18 protein-coding genes are annotated in these 14,893 nt (G+C 70.3%); 5 read left to right on the top strand and 13 right to left on the bottom strand.

Annotated features, from left to right (window positions below):
- From ACFWWR_RS18840 to ACFWWR_RS18830, 3 genes are all read left to right on the top strand, one after another.
- Window positions 1–273, top strand: a 273-nt coding sequence (locus tag ACFWWR_RS18840) for a vitamin B12 dependent-methionine synthase activation domain-containing protein (protein WP_384304308.1), incomplete at its 5' end; no start/stop codon positions are given.
- A 171-nt stretch (window positions 274–444) separates the two neighbouring features.
- Window positions 445–1,116, top strand: a complete 672-nt coding sequence (locus ACFWWR_RS18835) for a potassium channel family protein (protein WP_383866553.1) — start codon at window positions 445–447, stop codon at window positions 1,114–1,116.
- A complete protein-coding gene (locus ACFWWR_RS18830; protein WP_383866551.1) occupies window positions 1,116–1,793 on the top strand; it encodes a potassium channel family protein in 678 nt (225 codons plus the stop codon). Before ACFWWR_RS18835 ends, ACFWWR_RS18830 begins: the two co-directional genes overlap by 1 nt.
- A gap of 69 nt (window positions 1,794–1,862) precedes the next feature.
- On the opposite strand, the gene ACFWWR_RS18825 is transcribed toward ACFWWR_RS18830, so the two are convergent.
- The 8 genes from ACFWWR_RS18825 to ACFWWR_RS18790 all read right to left on the bottom strand — a co-directional run bounded on the left by ACFWWR_RS18825 (window position 1,863) and on the right by ACFWWR_RS18790 (window position 9,219).
- On the bottom strand, window positions 1,863–2,627 hold the full coding sequence (locus ACFWWR_RS18825) for a DUF3159 domain-containing protein (protein WP_383866549.1): 765 nt from the start codon (window positions 2,625–2,627) through the stop codon (window positions 1,863–1,865).
- A gap of 3 nt (window positions 2,628–2,630) precedes the next feature.
- On the bottom strand, window positions 2,631–3,029 hold the full coding sequence (locus ACFWWR_RS18820; protein WP_189147595.1) for an OB-fold nucleic acid binding domain-containing protein: 399 nt from the start codon (window positions 3,027–3,029) through the stop codon (window positions 2,631–2,633).
- Between the two features lie 45 nt (window positions 3,030–3,074).
- Window positions 3,075–3,758, bottom strand: a complete 684-nt coding sequence (locus ACFWWR_RS18815) for a response regulator (protein ID WP_383866547.1) — start codon at window positions 3,756–3,758, stop codon at window positions 3,075–3,077.
- Entirely contained in the window at window positions 3,755–6,301 is a 2,547-nt protein-coding gene (locus ACFWWR_RS18810; protein WP_384304306.1) for an ATP-binding protein, read from the bottom strand. Before ACFWWR_RS18810 ends, ACFWWR_RS18815 begins: the two co-directional genes overlap by 4 nt.
- 135 nt (window positions 6,302–6,436) lie before the next feature.
- On the bottom strand, window positions 6,437–7,129 hold the full coding sequence (locus ACFWWR_RS18805) for an ABC transporter ATP-binding protein (protein ID WP_383866544.1): 693 nt from the start codon (window positions 7,127–7,129) through the stop codon (window positions 6,437–6,439).
- A 173-nt stretch (window positions 7,130–7,302) separates the two neighbouring features.
- A complete protein-coding gene (locus ACFWWR_RS18800) occupies window positions 7,303–8,076 on the bottom strand; it encodes a DUF3710 domain-containing protein (protein WP_383866543.1) in 774 nt (257 codons plus the stop codon).
- A gap of 1 nt (window position 8,077) precedes the next feature.
- On the bottom strand, window positions 8,078–8,638 hold the full coding sequence (gene dut / locus ACFWWR_RS18795; RefSeq protein WP_384304305.1) for a dUTP diphosphatase: 561 nt from the start codon (window positions 8,636–8,638) through the stop codon (window positions 8,078–8,080).
- Window positions 8,635–9,219 (bottom strand): PaaI family thioesterase, encoded by a 585-nt coding sequence (locus tag ACFWWR_RS18790; RefSeq protein WP_384304303.1) that lies wholly within the window; start codon window positions 9,217–9,219, stop codon window positions 8,635–8,637. Before ACFWWR_RS18790 ends, dut begins: the two co-directional genes overlap by 4 nt.
- A gap of 58 nt (window positions 9,220–9,277) precedes the next feature.
- On the opposite strand from ACFWWR_RS18790, the gene ACFWWR_RS18785 reads away from it, so the two are divergent.
- Window positions 9,278–9,739: a DUF3093 domain-containing protein gene (locus ACFWWR_RS18785; protein WP_383866537.1), complete on the top strand. Its 462-nt coding sequence runs from the start codon at window positions 9,278–9,280 to the stop codon at window positions 9,737–9,739.
- A gap of 112 nt (window positions 9,740–9,851) precedes the next feature.
- Here ACFWWR_RS18785 and ACFWWR_RS18780 read toward each other — a convergent pair whose 3' ends face one another.
- The 4 genes from ACFWWR_RS18780 to ACFWWR_RS18765 all read right to left on the bottom strand — a co-directional run bounded on the left by ACFWWR_RS18780 (window position 9,852) and on the right by ACFWWR_RS18765 (window position 13,392).
- Window positions 9,852–10,784 carry a hypothetical protein gene (locus tag ACFWWR_RS18780; protein ID WP_383866535.1) on the bottom strand — a complete coding sequence of 311 codons (933 nt, stop codon included), beginning with the start codon at window positions 10,782–10,784 and terminating at the stop codon, window positions 9,852–9,854.
- A gap of 13 nt (window positions 10,785–10,797) precedes the next feature.
- On the bottom strand, window positions 10,798–11,094 hold the full coding sequence (locus ACFWWR_RS18775) for a DUF4193 domain-containing protein (RefSeq protein WP_005481602.1): 297 nt from the start codon (window positions 11,092–11,094) through the stop codon (window positions 10,798–10,800).
- A 405-nt stretch (window positions 11,095–11,499) separates the two neighbouring features.
- A complete protein-coding gene (locus tag ACFWWR_RS18770) occupies window positions 11,500–12,732 on the bottom strand; it encodes a sensor histidine kinase (RefSeq protein WP_383866532.1) in 1,233 nt (410 codons plus the stop codon).
- Window positions 12,733–12,738: 6 nt separating this feature from the next.
- Window positions 12,739–13,392 carry a response regulator transcription factor gene (locus ACFWWR_RS18765; protein WP_007385219.1) on the bottom strand — a complete coding sequence of 218 codons (654 nt, stop codon included), beginning with the start codon at window positions 13,390–13,392 and terminating at the stop codon, window positions 12,739–12,741.
- Between the two features lie 416 nt (window positions 13,393–13,808).
- Here ACFWWR_RS18765 and ACFWWR_RS18760 point away from each other — a divergent pair, with 416 nt between their 5' ends.
- Window positions 13,809–13,982 carry a hypothetical protein gene (locus ACFWWR_RS18760; RefSeq protein ID WP_217237421.1) on the top strand — a complete coding sequence of 58 codons (174 nt, stop codon included), beginning with the start codon at window positions 13,809–13,811 and terminating at the stop codon, window positions 13,980–13,982.
- Window positions 13,983–14,075: 93 nt separating this feature from the next.
- Here ACFWWR_RS18760 and ACFWWR_RS18755 read toward each other — a convergent pair whose 3' ends face one another.
- Window positions 14,076–14,891, bottom strand: coding sequence for an inositol monophosphatase family protein (locus tag ACFWWR_RS18755; protein WP_383866530.1), 816 nt, complete (start codon window positions 14,889–14,891; stop codon window positions 14,076–14,078).
- Window positions 14,892–14,893 lie beyond the last annotated feature (2 nt).

Genomic DNA, 14,893 nt, shown 5'->3' with positions numbered 1-14,893 from the left:
TACTGGCACGCCCGGGTCCGCTCCGAACTCGGCTTCGCCGGCCAGGACCCCGACGCCATGGAAGACATGTTCGCCCTCAAATACCGCGGCGCCCGCTTCTCCCTGGGCTACGGCGCCTGCCCCGACCTCGAGGACCGCGCCAAGATCGCCGGCCTCCTCAAACCCGAACGCATCGGCGTCCACCTCTCCGAGGAATTCCAGCTCCACCCCGAACAGTCCACCGACGCCATCGTCATCCACCACCCCGAAGCCAAATACTTCAACGCACGCTGAACAAACCCTCGCCCTACGCGGATGAGGGCACGGACGAAGTTGCGGCATAAGCTCGTGTTCGGGCAACGACGGACGCTGTTGCCCGTTGTTGCCCGGCAGACTGAGAGAGAAGAGTGATCAGGGTGTTTTCGCAGGTCATCGCGATGACCAGGACTGCGGGGTAGGGCTTCAGTGCACATCGTCATCATGGGCTGCGGGCGGGTGGGTTCGGCGCTCGCCCAGAACCTGGAGCAGCAGGGGCACACGGTCGCCGTGATCGACCAGGACCCCACCGCCTTCCGGCGGCTGGGCTCCGGGTTCGGCGGCCGTCGTGTCACCGGGGTCGGCTTCGACCAGGACACCCTTCGCGAGGCGGGCATCGAGGAGGCCGGCGCGTTCGCCGCGGTCTCCAGCGGGGACAACTCGAACATCATCGCCGCGCGCGTCGCCCGCGAGATGTTCGGCATCGAGAACGTCGCGGCCCGTATCTACGACCCCCGTCGTGCCGAGGTCTACCAACGTCTGGGCATCCCCACCGTCGCGACGGTGCGCTGGACGGCCGACCAGATGCTGCGCCGACTGCTGCCCTCGGGCGCCGAGCCGCTGTGGCGCGACCCCACCGGCGGCGTGCAGCTGGCCGAGGTGCACACCGCCTCGTCCTGGGTGGGCCAGCGGATCAGCCGTCTCCAGGAGGAGACCGGCGTGCGCGTGGCGTTCCTGACCCGGCTCGGCGAAGCGATTCTGCCGAGCTCGCAGACGGTGTTGCAGGAGGGCGACCTGGTGCACGTGATGATGCGCACCGACGAGGTCGACAAGGTCGAGGCAGCGTTCGACAAGGGTCCCGAAGAGGAGGGCGGTCACTGATGAGGGTCGCCATTGCCGGTGCCGGCGCGGTCGGCCGCTCGATCGCGGGCGAACTGCTGGAGAACGGCCACGAGGTCCTGCTCGTCGACAAGGCGCCGACCGCCATCTCGGTGGAGCGCGTCCCGCAGGCGGAGTGGCTGCTGGCCGACGCCTGCGAGATCACGTCCCTGGACGAGGCGGCGCTCCAGCGCTGCAACGTGGTGATCGCCGCGACCGGCGACGACAAGGTCAACTTGGTCGTCTCCCTGCTGGCGAAAACGGAGTACGGCGTTCCGCGCGTCGTCGCCCGGGTGAACAACCCGAAGAACGAGTGGCTGTTCAACGAGTCCTGGGGCGTGGACGTCGCCGTCTCCACCCCGCGGCTGATGTCGGCCCTGGTCGAGGAGGCGGTGAGCGTCGGCGACCTGGTCCGTCTGCTCCGCTTCAGCCACGGCGACGCCAACCTGGTCGAGTTGACCCTCCCGGAGGAGTCGGCCCTGGCCGGCACCCAGGTCGGCGACGTCGAGTGGCCGCAGGACACGTCCCTGGTGACGATCATCCGCGGCACCCGCGTGCTCACCCCCACCCAGGACGACTCCCTGGAGGCGGGCGACGAGCTCCTCTTCGTGGCCGCCCCGGCCCGCGAGGAGCAGCTGGAGGACCTGCTGTCGGTGCGCCGGGAGGAAGCACCGGGCTGATGTCGGCGGGGATACGACGACGAAGGGCGCCCGGAGAGTCCCGGGCGCCCTTCGTCGTCGTAGGGACGGCTACGCCTCTCGGCGGTGACGGCCGGCCGTCGACTCGCCGTGCTCCTCCGCCAGAGCGGCCTTGCGCTCCTTCTCGGCGCGCTCCTCCGCCTCCATCTCCGCGAAGACGTCGATGGGGGCCGGTGCCTTCGCCAGGAAGACCCAGGTCAGATACACGGCCAGGAGGAACGGCGGGATCTTGAGGGCGATCAGGATCCAGCCCAGCTGGGTCGTGTCGGCCCACCAGTACAGCGGGAAGAGGATCGCGCACTTGGCGAGCAGGATCAGGCCCCAGGCGTAGCTCGCCTTGGCGTACGCCTTCTTGCGGCCCGGGTTGCGGGTGCGCCAGGAGAGGTTCTCCTTGAAGACGGGGCCGAGGATCAGACCGATCAGCGGGACGCCGCAGAGGGTCGTGATGATGTAGGCGAGCCCCAGGCCCAGCGTGTAGAGCATGCCGGGGAGGTAGAAGTCCTTGGCGTTGCCGGTCATCATCGCGAAGACGACACCGAAGGCGACGCCGAAGACACCGCTGAAGGCGTGCTTGACGGTGTCCTTCATCACCAGGCGGACCACGACCAGGGCCAGCGACACGGCAAGGGCCGCGATGGCCGACCAGTGCAGGTCCTTGTTGATCGTGAAAATGGTGACGAAGAGAAGGCCGGGCAACACCGTCTCGACCATGCCCCGCACGCCGCCGAAGGCTTCGAACAGCGCGGCCTCGGTCACCGCCCGGGCGTCCCGCGCAGCGTCTTCGGTGTCTTCGGTCGGCTTGTCGAGCGACGTCACCGGCTACTCCCGTCCGAGGGGTCTCAGTTCGTATTTCGGGTTGAACAGCACCCGGCGGCCCCGGCTCATCGAGATCCGGCCCGATGCGATCAGTTTGCGCCCCGGCTCTATCCCCACGATGGAGCGTCTGCCGAGCCACACCACGTCCAGCGCGGCGGAGCCGTCGAACAGCTCGGCCTCCAGCGCCGGGACGCCCGCGCGCGGGCGCAGCGTGACCGTGCGCAAGGTACCAGTAACGGTGACGACCTGTCGGTCGTGACAGTCACCGATGCGGGTGCAGCCGGCGGTCGCGGTGTCCTCCCGCAGCTCCTCGGACTCCAGGTCCTCCTGCGACGAGGAGAGCCGGTCGAGCATGCGCCGGAACCGGCCCGCCGGCTTCTCGGAACGAGGAACAGCACTCATGTCTGAAGCGTACCGGGGCCCACCGACAGCTACGTACCCCCGGTGCTATCGCTCGAACCGGTACCCCATCCCCGGCTCGGTGACGAAGTGCTTCGGATGCGACGGGTCCGCTTCCAGCTTGCGCCTGAGCTGGGCCATGTAGACGCGAAGGTAGTTCGTCTCCGTCCCGTACGACGGCCCCCACACCTCCTGGAGCAGCTGTCTCTGGCCGACCAGGCGGCCGGTGTTGCGCACCAGCACCTCCAGCAGATGCCACTCCGTGGGTGTCAGCCGTACGTCCTTCCCGTGCCGCCGGACCTTCTTGGCCGCGAGGTCGACGGTGAACTCGTCGGTCTCCACCAGCACGTCGTCGTCGCCGCCCCCCGTCGGCTCGGCCCGGCGGACGGCGGCACGCAACCGGGCCAGCAGCTCGTCCATGCCGAAGGGCTTGGTGACGTAGTCGTCGGCACCCGCGTCCAGCGCCTCGACCTTCTCGTCGGAGGAGTGCCGGGCGGACAGCACCAGGATCGGCACACGGGTCCAGCCGCGCAGGCCCTTGATCACCTCGACGCCGTCCATGTCGGGCAGGCCCAGGTCGAGGACCACCACGTCCGGGTGGCGGGTGGCGGCGAGTTCGAGGGCGGTGGCGCCGTCGTGCGCCGCGTCGACCTCGTACTTGCGCGCCCTGAGGTTGATCACGAGGGCGCGCACGATCTGCGGCTCGTCGTCGATCACCAGCACCCGGGTCATGCGACCTGCCTTTCGGGTCGTTCGGGGTGAAGCGGCTCCTCGGGGCTCCGTCCCGCCGCCCGGAGTGTGAGCACCATGGTGAGGCCGCCGCCGGGCGTGTCCTCGGCGTTGAGGGTGCCGCCCATCGCCTCGGCGAAACCGCGCGCCACGGCGAGACCGAGTCCGACGCCGGCGCCGCGCGGGGCGTCGCCGTAGCGCTGGAAGGGCTCGAAGATGCGCTCCTTGGCCTCGTCGGGGACGCCGGGGCCCCGGTCGACCACCCGCACCTCGACCCGGTCGGCGAGGGCGCTGGCGGACACCAGGACGGCTTGGCCGGCCGGGCTGTACTTGACGGCGTTCTCGACCAGGTTGGCCACCGACCGCTCCAGCAGCCCGGGGTCAACGGCCACCATCGGCAGCGTCTCCGGGATGTCGAGGTCGGCGCTGCCTTCGGGCACCCCGCCGAGCGCCATCGGCACCACCTCGTCGAGGTCGATCTCCCTGATCAGCGGGGTGACCGTGCCGGTCTGGAGCCGGGACATGTCGAGCAGGTTGCCCACCAGGTGATCGAGCCGGTCCGCCCCCTCCTCGATGCCTTCGAGGAGCTCCGCCCGGTCCTCCTCGGACCACGCCACGTCGTGGGACCGCAGCGACGAGACGGCCGCCTTGATACCGGCCAGTGGCGTACGGAGGTCATGGCTCACGGCGGCCAGGAGCGCGGTGCGGATCCGGTTGCCCTCGGCCAGTGTGCGGGCCTGGTCGGCCTCCTCCCGGAGGCGCCGCCGGTCCAAGGCGACGGCGGCCTGCGCGGCGAAGGCCGCCAGCACCCGGCGGTCCTCGGCGGGCAGGACCCGGCCGGTCAGCGCGAGCGCCATGTGGTCCCCGACCGGCATGTCGACGTCCGCCTCCTCGGGCCGCTCCAGCGGCCGCCCGAGGCCGACCCGGCCCGCGCAGGTCCACGGGTCGACGTCGCTCTTCCGCTCCAGCAGGGCTGCCGACTCCATGCCGAAGGTCTCGCGGACCCGTTCCAGGAGCTCCTCCAGGCCGGTCTCGCCGCGCAGCACGTTGCCCGCGAGGAAGGACAGGATCTCCGATTCGGCGCGCAGCCGGGCGGCCTGGTGGGTGCGCCGGGCGGCGAGGTCGACCACGGAGGCCACCGACACTCCGACGCCGACGAAGATCGCGATGGCGATGGCGTTCTTCGGGTCGGCGATGGTCCAGTGGTGCAGGGGCGGTGTGTAGAAGTAGTTCAGCAGCAGGGACCCCATCGCCGCCGAGGCCAGCGCGGGCAGCAGTCCGCCGAGCAGGGCCGCCGCCACCACGGCCGTCAGGAACAGCAGCATGTCGTTGGCGAGGCCGAGGTGGACGGTGTTGAACAGGAGAGCCAGGATCACCGGGCCGGCCACGCCGACCAGCCAGCCCCAGATGATCCGCGTCCGGCCGAGCCGCGCGCCCCGGGCGACCGGCAGGCCGCGGCCCTTGGCGACCTCCTCGTGGGTGACGATGTGCACGTCGAGGTCGGGCCCCGACTCGCGGGCCACGGTCGTACCGACGCCCGGACCGAAGACGTACTGCCAGGTCTTGCGGCGCGAGGAGCCGAGGACGATCTGGGTGGCGTTCACCCCGCGTGCGAAGTCCAGCAGTGCGACCGGTATGTCGTCACCCACCACGTGGTGGAAGGTCCCGCCGAGGTCCTCGGCCAGGGTCCGCTGCAGGGCCAGTTCCTTCGGGGAGGCCGAGGTCAGCCCGTCGCTGCGGGCTATGTAGACCGTCAGCACCTCACCTCCGGCGCCCTTCTCCGCCAGCCGCGCCGCCCGCCTGATCAGCGTCCGCCCTTCCGGACCACCGGTCAGCCCGACCACGATCCGCTCGCGCGAACCCCAGATCTTCGACACCCGGTGATCGCTGCGGTACTGCTGCAGATACGCGTCCACCCGGTCGGCCACCCACAGCAGCGCCAGTTCCCGCAGCGCGGTGAGGTTGCCGGGCCGGAAGTAGTTCGACAGGGCCGCGTCCACCTTGTCGGGCTGGTAGATGTTGCCGTGCGCCATCCGGCGACGCAGCGCCTGTGGCGACATGTCGACCAGCTCGATCTGGTCCGCCCGCCGCACCACCTCGTCCGGCACCGTCTCCCGCTGCCGCACCCCCGTGATCGCCTCGACCACGTCCCCCAGGGACTCCAGGTGCTGGATGTCGACCGTCGAGACCACGTCGATCCCGGCCGCCAGCAGTTCCTCCACGTCCTGCCACCGCTTGGCGTTGCGTGAGCCGGGGATGTTGGTGTGGGCCAGCTCGTCCACCAGGGCGACGGCGGGGGCCCTGCGGAGCACGGCATCGACGTCCATCTCGGTGAACGCGCCGCCGCGGTACTCCAGCTCCCGGCGCGGGATCTGCTCCAGGCCGTGCACCATCACCTCGGTGCGCGGCCGGTCGTGGTGCTCCACGAGGGCCACCACGCAGTCCGTACCGCGCTCGACCCGCCGGTGCGCCTCGGACAGCATCGCGTACGTCTTGCCGACGCCCGGTGCCGCACCGAGGTGGATCCGAAGCTTGCCGCGTCCCATGGTTCCATTGTCTTCCGGTCACTGCTGCCTACGCAGCGTCGACCTTACGGCCAATAATCACGGCAAATGGGGTCGGGTGCGGCCCGTGGGCCGTCCTTGACGCAACCCTGACGCACCGGGAACGGCCCGAGGCCGTCATCCCTCGACGATCTCCCCGTCGCTGAGCTCCAGCACGCGGTCGGCCAGGTCCAGCAGGTTCGCGTCGTGCGTGGCGACCAGCGCGGTGACCTGTTCACTGCGGACGACGGCCCGCAGCAGCTCCATCACGGCGTGGCCGGTCTCCGCGTCCAGCTGGCCGGTCGGCTCGTCGGCGACGAGGAGCGAGGGGCTGTTGGCGAGGGCGCGGGCGATGGCGACCCGCTGCTGCTGGCCGCCGGACAGCTCGCCGGGCCGCTGCCGGGCGTGGTCGGCGAGCCCGACCAGGGACAGCAGCAGCTCGACACGCTCCTCCCGCTCGCGGGGGTCGGCCCGGCGCAGCCGCATCGGCACACCGACGTTCTCGGCGGCCGTGAGGATCGGGATCAGCCCGAAGGACTGGAAGACGAATCCGATACGGTCCCGGCGCAACGCGAGCAGTCCGTCCTCGCCCAGCTCCGCGAGGTCGAGCCCGTCGACCGTGACCCGCCCCTCGTCGGGCAGGTCGAGCCCGCCGACGATGTTGAGGAGCGTGGTCTTGCCGGATCCCGAGCGCCCTTTGAGGGCGACGAGTTCGCCGCGTGGCACCTCGAAGGAGACTCCGCGCAGCGCGTGCACGACGGCGGCCGACTCGCCGTACGACTTGCGGACGTTCTCGACGCGCACCATGGTCTCGGTGACCACCTGAGTCATGCGTCCTCCCCCGTGGACCGGGCGCCAGTATCGCCAACCGACGCCCGGCAGTTCAACGGTTCAGCCCGGCTCGTCCCCCTGCGTGCGAGCTGTTGATGGCCTCGGGCGGCAAGACCTCAGGAGCAGAAAAGGGCCGCATCCCCTGTACGGGGTGCGGCCCTTGTCGCGTCTGTCTAGCGGACCTCGGTGATCTCCGGTCCGCGCTGCAACTGGCCCATGCCGCCGGAGAAGCGCGAGGTGCCGTCGTCCTGCTGGACGCCCTCGGGCACCATCTGCGCGTCGTTCGGCAGCTTCAGGACGATCGGGTCGCGGGGCGCCATCGGGCCCTCGCCGCGGACGACGACCGTGTCCCGGAAGATCTGCTCCAGCAGGCCGGCCGCCTGCGGCTGTACCGCGCCCTGGCCGGAGATGACACCGCGCAGGAACCAGCGCGGGCCGTCCACACCGACGAACCGCACCACTTGGAAGCCGCCCGTGCCGTCCGGCAGCTGCACCGGCACCTGGGCACGCAGCTCCCAGCCCAGCGGGCCCTCGACCTCGTCGACGATGCCGCCCTGCTGGGTGATGCCCGAGCCGATCTCCTCGCGCACCTCGCCCCAGATGCCCTCACGCTTGGGGGCGGCGAATGCCTGCAACTGGATGGCGCTGTCCCGCAGGACGACGGTCGCCGCGACGATCGCGTCGCCCGCGACCTCCACCCGCAGCTCCATGCCGTCGACGCCCGGCACGAACAGGCCGCCCAGGTCCACGCGGCCCTCGGCCGGGTCACGCACCTCGGAGTCGTCCCAGGGCCCGTCGGGCCGCGGCTCCGGCTCCAGCCTCACGCGCGAGCGCCCGCCCTCGTGCTCGTCCTTGTCGTCCGCCTCAGTGTCGACACCGTCGACGACCTGCTCGGGCTCGCCGGCCGCGTCCTCGGCGGCACCCTTCTTCTTGCGACGTCCGAACACGTCACTGTCCTTCCCGGTCGGATACGGCCGAAGCGTATCGATTCCCACCCGTTGCGCCGCCGTCGGCGGCCTGACCGCTTGTGCTGTTTGTGCTGCTTGAGCCGCCCACAGCCGCATGGCCGCCGGTGGACCCGAAGCCCTCCTCGGCCCGAGCCGAGTCGGGAAGCTCCGCGACCTCCTGGAAGCGGACCCTCTCGACCTGCTGGACGACCAGTTGGGCAATCCGGTCGAAGCGCTCGAACCGCACCGACTCGCGCGGGTCGAGATTCACCACGATCACCTTGATCTCCCCACGGTACCCGGCATCAACCGTCCCCGGGGCATTCACGAGAGCGACACCGCAGCGGGCGGCGAGACCGGATCGCGGGTGCACGAAGGCCGCGTACCCCTCCGGCAGCGCCACAGACACCCCCGTGGGCAGCACGGCCCGTTCGCCCGGCTCGAGTTCACGGCTCTCGGTGGTGCGCAGATCGGCTCCCGCGTCACCGGGATGCGCGTACGTCGGAAGCGGTACGTCGGGGTCGACGCGCCGGATCAGCACGTTCACGGGGTCACGGCTCACGGGTTCACCTCGAAGGCACGCGCACGGCGGACCTGGTCCGGGTCCTCCATGGCCGCCCGGATCTCCTCCTGGCGGCCGTTCTCGACGAAGTGGTCGACCTTCACCTCGATGAAGAGGGCGTCGGCCCGGACCGCGACCGGCCCGTCGGGGCCGCCCACGCGTCCGGTGGCCGTCGAGAAGATCTTCCGCCCGGCCACCGCCGTCACCTCGGCCTCCAGGTGCAGCGTCGTACCGACCGGCACCGGCCGCACGAAGTCCGTCTCCAGCCGCCCGGTCACCGCGACCGTCCGCAGCAGCCAGTTCAGCGAGCCGAGGGTCTCGTCGAGGGCGGAGGCCAGCACACCGCCGTGCGCGAGCCCCGGAGCGCCCTGGTGGGCGGGCTGCACGGTGAACTCGGCCGTGATGGTGACACCCTCGCCGGCCCGCGCCTGGAGGTGCAGCCCGTGCGGCTGCCCGTCGCCACAGCCGAAGCAGTGTTCGTAGTGCGCGCCGAGGAGCTCGCCGGGCGCGGGCGCATCCGGGTGCCGCACCGGTCGCACGGCGTCGGCCGGAGGCTCAAGAGCTGCGGATGTACGACTCACAGCCGCAGACCTTACCCGCGCGTCGGACCGTTCCCGACACCGTGCCAAGCTTGGCTTCATGCAGCTTTCCGCCACCCCGTACGAAGAACGCCTCACCGCCCCCCGCACCTGGTGGCTGATCTCCTTACTGGTCGGGGTCTCGATGGCGTTGATCCTGCTGCCCTTCGGCACACTGCCGCTGCTCGGCGGCCTGGTCGGCGGGACGGCCGTGGCGGCGGTCGCGGCCAGTGCGTACGGCTCCCTGCGGATCCGTGTCGTGGGCGGTTTCCTCATCGCGGGCGAGGCGAAGATCCCGGTGTCGGCCCTGGGCGAGGCGGAGGTCCTGGACCCGGAGGAGGCGCGCGCCTGGCGCACCTACAAGGCCGACACCCGCGCGTTCCTGCTGCTGCGCGCCTACATCCCCACCGCGCTGCGCGTGGACGTCACCGACCCGGCCGACCCGACGCCGTATCTGTACCTGTCGACGCGTGAGCCGGAGAAGCTGGCCGAGGCCCTGAAGTCGGCCCGCGCGGCGGCCTAGGAGCCCAGGTAGAACACCCGGGCGGGGCTTCACCCGGCCCTCGTGGGGGGTCTCGCGGAGGAGCCTCGCCGAGGCGGCCCAAAATCTTTTTCACCGCCGCGCAAAAACTTCGTCAGGGTCCGATTTCTTTGCGTCCGCGCCCGAGCTTCTTCGGAATGTCCCCGATTTCGAGCGGATTCTCAGGGGACTCCAGCGGGGGCAGTACGGGAAGCGCCTCCCAAGGCACCTGGATCTTCCGCAGATCCGCTCGGATCCGCTCCGCGAGTTTTCTGGTGTCCCGGCGGTTCATGACCGCCCCCACGGCCGCGCCGACCATGAACGGCATCAGGTTCGGCAGGTCACGCACCACGCGTTTCATGATCTGCTGCCGCATCTGGTGTTTCAGAGGGCTGTTGAGCGCCGAACTCATCGTGGACGGCTTGGTCACGTCGATGCCGCGCTCTCCCGACCAGGAGTCGAGATACGCGGTGCTGCGCTGCTTGAGATTGCCGGGCGGCCGGACGCCGTAGACCTCGTGGAGTTCGGCGATCAGCTTCAGCTCGATCGCGGCGACCCCGGTGATCTCGGCGGCCAGTTCCGTAGGCATGGCGGGCGGCACGGGCAGCATGGCCGCCGCTCCGATGCCCGCTCCGACCGTGGCGGTGGCGCCCGCGGCGCCCGCCACGAGCTTGTCCGCGAGCTCCTCGGGCCCCAGCCCGGGGAACTGTCTACGCAGCGTCGCGAGGTCTCGTACGGGGATTCGCGGGGCGTTGTCGATGATCCGGTCGGCGAGGTACGCCAAACCCGCCCTGGCCCTGCTGCCGCTCTTGCGGACTCCTTCCCGGGCCTTGTCCCGGATCACCGCGGCCCGCCGCCTGGCGACGGGCGCGGGGGTCGCGGCCGGCGCCGGGAGGTCGGTCCGGCCGGCCGCCGGTTCGAGCGAGGCCGATCCCTGTTCGGATGAGCCCCGCTCGTCGTCACGCGCGCCGAGCCGCCCTTCGGACGGCTCCTTGTCCGCTCCCGGTAGGTGGAAGCGGCGCTTCCGAGGTGGGGTCGAGCCAGTCACGGCCGACCCGCCCTCAGTCGCAGTCGCGGCAGATCGGCTGACCGTTCTTCTCGCGGGCCAGCTGGCTGCGGTGGTGCACCAGGAAGCAGCTCATGCAGGTGAACTCGTCCTGCTGCTTGGGCAGCACCCGGACGGCCAGCTCTTCGTTCGAGAGGTCCGCTCCGGGCAGTTCGAGGCCTTCAGCGGCCTCGAACTCGTCGACATCCACTGCGGACGTCGACTTGTCGTTCCTCCGGGCCTTCAGTTCTTCAAGGCTGTCCGAGTCGACGTCGTCGTCGGTCTTGCGTGGGGTGTCGTAGTCGGTTGCCATGTCGCTCTCCCCCTCTGGGTGTCTGCGGTGTCTCCAGCGCACGTAACGCGTGAGAGGCCGGACTTGTGCCCGACCCGAGGCGGAGATTTTGCCTCACATCAAGGTCTGTTACTCAATCGACACCCAACCGGACTCCTCTTGAGTGATCGGGTTGGATGGCGATCGGGACCGTACACGGTCCGAATCCCGCACTTCAAAGGCGTCTCACCGTGTACTTCCCGTGATCAGGACCCCTGAAAACCCGGATTTTCCCGGCTTTCCGACAGGTCGCATGATCACTGAGAGTAGATGGCCGGAAATTCTCCCTTGTGATCGATCACACACGGAGATGTCCGTAAGGCGGCCAGAAAATTCCGCGCAAAGCGAACAAGCCCGTGTATCGGATCGTGTGCGGGGGCCATGATCTCAGACGGGAAGGGTCACCCGCATCACGAGTCCACCTCCCTCACGTGGCTGTGCCGAGATGTGGCCGCCGTGCGCGCGAGCCACGGAACGGACGATGGACAGTCCGAGTCCGACGCCCTTGTCGCTGCCCGTGCGCTCCGTACGCAGCCGCCGGAACGGCTCGAAGAGGTTGTCGATCTCGTACGCCGGCACCACCGGGCCCGTGTTGGACACCACGAGCACCGCCTGGCCGTGCTGGACCTCCGTCGTCACCTCGACCCAGCCGCCGTCGGGCACGTTGTACCGCACGGCGTTCTGCACGAGGTTCAGGGCGATCCGCTCCAGCAGCACGCCGTTGCCCTGGACGACCGCGGGCTTCTGCTCGCTGCGGATCACCACGCCCTTGGCCTCCGCCTCGCCGTACACCTGGTCGACCGCCTGCTCGGCCACCTCGGCGAGGTCCACCGGCTTGCGCTCGACGATCTGGTTGTCGCTGCGGGCGAGCAGCAGCAGCCCCTCGACGAGCTGCTCGCTGCGCTCGTTGGTGGCCAGCAGTGTCTTGCCGAGCTGCTGGAGCTCCATCGGCGCGTTCGGGTCCGACAGGTGCACCTCGAGAAGCGTGCGGTTGATCGCGAGCGGTGTTCTCAGCTCGTGCGAGGCATTGCCGACGAAACGCTGCTGGGCCGTGAAGGCGCGCTGCAGCCGCTCCAGCATGTCGTCGAAGGTGTCCGCCAGCTCCTTCAGCTCGTCGTCCGGGCCGTCCAGCTCGATACGGCGGGACAGGTCCGAGCCGGCCACCGCGCGCGCGGTGCGGGTGATCCGGCCGAGCGGCGCCAGGACCCGGCCGGCCATGGCGTAGCCGAAGGCGAAGGCGATGATCGCGAGGCCGAGCAGGGCCAGCAGTGAGCGGCTGAGCAGGTTGTCCAGGGCGTGCTGGCGCTGTTCGTTGACGCACTCGCTCATCGCGCTGTTGAACACGTCGGGCGAGGCACTGGAAGGCAGGTCGCAGACCTGACTGGTGACCTTCCCCTCGGTGATCTTGAAGGGCAGGTCGCCGGCGACGTTCAGCGCCTGTGCGGCGAGCAGATAGATGATCGACAGCAGCAGGATGCCGGCGATCAGGAACATCCCGCCGTACAACAGCGTGAGCCTTATCCGGATGGTCGGGCGCAGCCACGGGAAGGGCGGCTCCGGTTTCCGGGGGTCCCAGGTGGGCTTGGGGGGCGCCTGGGGAGGCGCCGGGGTGGCGGCCACGGGCGGTCAGATCCGGTAGCCGGAGCCGGGGACGGTCACGATGACGGGCGGCTCTCCGAGCTTGCGGCGCAGGGTCATGACGGTGACCCGTACGACGTTGGTGAACGGGTCGGTGTTCTCGTCCCACGCCTTCTCCAGGAGCTGCTCGGCCGAGACGACCGCGCCCTCACTGCGCATCAGCACCTCCAGGACGGCGAACTCCTTGGGAGCCAGCTGGACTTCCTTGCCGTCGCGGAAGACCTCGCGGCGGTTCGGGTCGAGCTTGATCCCGGCGCGCTCCAGGACGGGCGGCAGGGGCACGCTGGTACGCCGGCCGAGGGCACGCACGCGTGCCGTCAGCTCGCTGAACGCGAAGGGCTTGGGCAGATAGTCGTCGGCGCCGATCTCCAGGCCCTCGACGCGGTCACTGACGTCGCCGGACGCCGTGAGCATCAGCACGCGGGTGGGCATGCCGAGTTCGACGATCTTGCGGCAGACGTCGTCGCCGTGCACGAGAGGGAGGTCGCGGTCGAGGACGACCACGTCGTAGTCGTTCACGCCGATGCGTTCCAGGGCGGCCGCACCGTCGTACACGACGTCGACGGCCATGGCCTCCCGGCGCAGTCCGGTGGCCACCGCATCGGCGAGCAGTTGCTCGTCCTCGACGACGAGTACGCGCACGTCGCTTGTCCTTCCTGTGTCCACCCGCGTAGCGCTTCTGGGGCATGCGGGCAGGGGGCTTGGTGAGTGTGTGGACCTCCATCCTGCCCTTTTCGGCCATAAGTCGGCTGTAAGGCGGGTGAGCACGGTCTGAAGGACAGGTATGAGGCCGGGGAATGCGAGATTTTCTCGTCGGGTTGAGGTTTCCGCGGAAGGGAGCGGGGGGAGGACGGCTTTACACCCCGCGATCACGCTCTGCATGTGCCGCAGCACCATGCGGCACGCCGCGATCCGCTTTCCGCAGAGCGGGCGTGGGTGTCCGGCACCGTCGCCGCCCAGCACCGGGCAGCGCTGGGCACCTACTGAGACGTGATCGCCCCTTCCGAACGGCACACCCCCGTGCCATCGACCCACGACCCAGGACGAGGGGGCGCAGCATGGACGCTTTCACCGCAGGACTTCTGCAGCGCATAAGGGCGACCGAGACCGACCTGACGCGGGCTCGCGACGAGGGCGACGACTTCCTCGCCGAGGTGGAACAGGCCGAGCTCGACGACCTGCGCCGCCTCGCCGCCGAACACGGTGTGGAGGTCGGCGCGTCACGCGTCTGATCAGCTCGTGTCGCACGACGCGGCGGGCCCCGGCGAATCCAGCGCCGGGGCCCGTCGCGTTGTGCGGGGGCGCAAGCCCTCCGTCCGCGCGCCTCAGTCGTGCCAGGCGCCGAAGTCCTCCAGGAGGCGCTGGAGGGGCTCGAAGACGCCCGGGGTGGCCGCGACCGTCAGGGCGTGTGCGGGGCGCTCTCCGGGGCGTCCACCGGTCAGGGCGCCCGCCTCCCGGGCGATCAGGTCGCCCGCGGCGAGGTCCCAGGGGTGGAGGCCTCGTTCGTAGTAGCCGTCGAGCCGGCCGGCGGCGAGGTCGCACAGATCGACGGCTGCCGAGCCGCCGCGTCGGATGTCGCGCAGCAGCGGGATGAGTTTGCGGGCGACCTCGGCCTGGTGGACGCGGACGTCGGTGACGTAGTTGAAGCCCGTCGAGACCAGGGCCTGCTCCAGGGGCGGCGCCGGGCGGCAGGCCAGTCGGCGCTCGCCGTCCCAGGCGCCCGTCGCCCTGGCCCCGCCGCCGCGTACCGCGTGGTACGTCTCGCCGCGCATCGGGGCCGCGACGACTCCGACGACCGTCTCGCCGTCCTGCTCGGCGGCGATGGAGACGGCCCAAGTGGGGAGTCCGTAGAGGTAGTTGACCGTGCCGTCGAGTGGGTCGATCACCCAGCGGACGCCGCTCGTGCCCTCGCTGGAGGCGCCCTCCTCGCCGAGGAAGCCGTCGTCCGGGCGGTGCTCGGAGATCAGGTCCGTGATCAGCTTCTCCGCCGCGATGTCCATCTCGGTGACCACGTCGATGGGGCTGGACTTGGTGGCGGCGACCGCCAGGTCGGCCGGGCGGCCGTCCCGCAGCAGCGCGCCGGCCCGGCGGGCGGCCTCCTGGGCGAGTGCGAGCAGTTCCGGGTACAGGGGGTCGGTCACGG

Origin of the sequence: Streptomyces sp. NPDC058678 (genome assembly GCF_042714835.1) — a bacterium.
Taxonomy (GTDB): Bacteria; Actinomycetota; Actinomycetes; order Streptomycetales; family Streptomycetaceae; genus Streptomyces.
The sequence above is the reverse complement of the archived record's forward strand: the minus strand, read 5'-3'. Positions and strand labels throughout refer to the sequence as shown.

What these genes read in the sequence shown, in the direction of transcription:
- ACFWWR_RS18785 (WP_383866537.1), top strand. Translation starts at nt 9,278, where the DNA reads ATGCAGCTTTCCGCCACCCCGTACGAAGAACGCCTCACCGCCCCCCGC.
- ACFWWR_RS18830 (WP_383866551.1), top strand. Translation starts at nt 1,116, where the DNA reads ATGAGGGTCGCCATTGCCGGTGCCGGCGCGGTCGGCCGCTCGATCGCG.
- ACFWWR_RS18815 (WP_383866547.1), bottom strand. Translation starts at nt 3,758, where the DNA reads ATGACCCGGGTGCTGGTGATCGACGACGAGCCGCAGATCGTGCGCGCC.
- ACFWWR_RS18775 (WP_005481602.1), bottom strand. Translation starts at nt 11,094, where the DNA reads ATGGCAACCGACTACGACACCCCACGCAAGACCGACGACGACGTCGAC.
- ACFWWR_RS18760 (WP_217237421.1), top strand. Translation starts at nt 13,809, where the DNA reads ATGGACGCTTTCACCGCAGGACTTCTGCAGCGCATAAGGGCGACCGAG.
- ACFWWR_RS18805 (WP_383866544.1), bottom strand. Translation starts at nt 7,129, where the DNA reads ATGACTCAGGTGGTCACCGAGACCATGGTGCGCGTCGAGAACGTCCGC.
- ACFWWR_RS18820 (WP_189147595.1), bottom strand. Translation starts at nt 3,029, where the DNA reads ATGAGTGCTGTTCCTCGTTCCGAGAAGCCGGCGGGCCGGTTCCGGCGC.
- ACFWWR_RS18810 (WP_384304306.1), bottom strand. Translation starts at nt 6,301, where the DNA reads ATGGGACGCGGCAAGCTTCGGATCCACCTCGGTGCGGCACCGGGCGTC.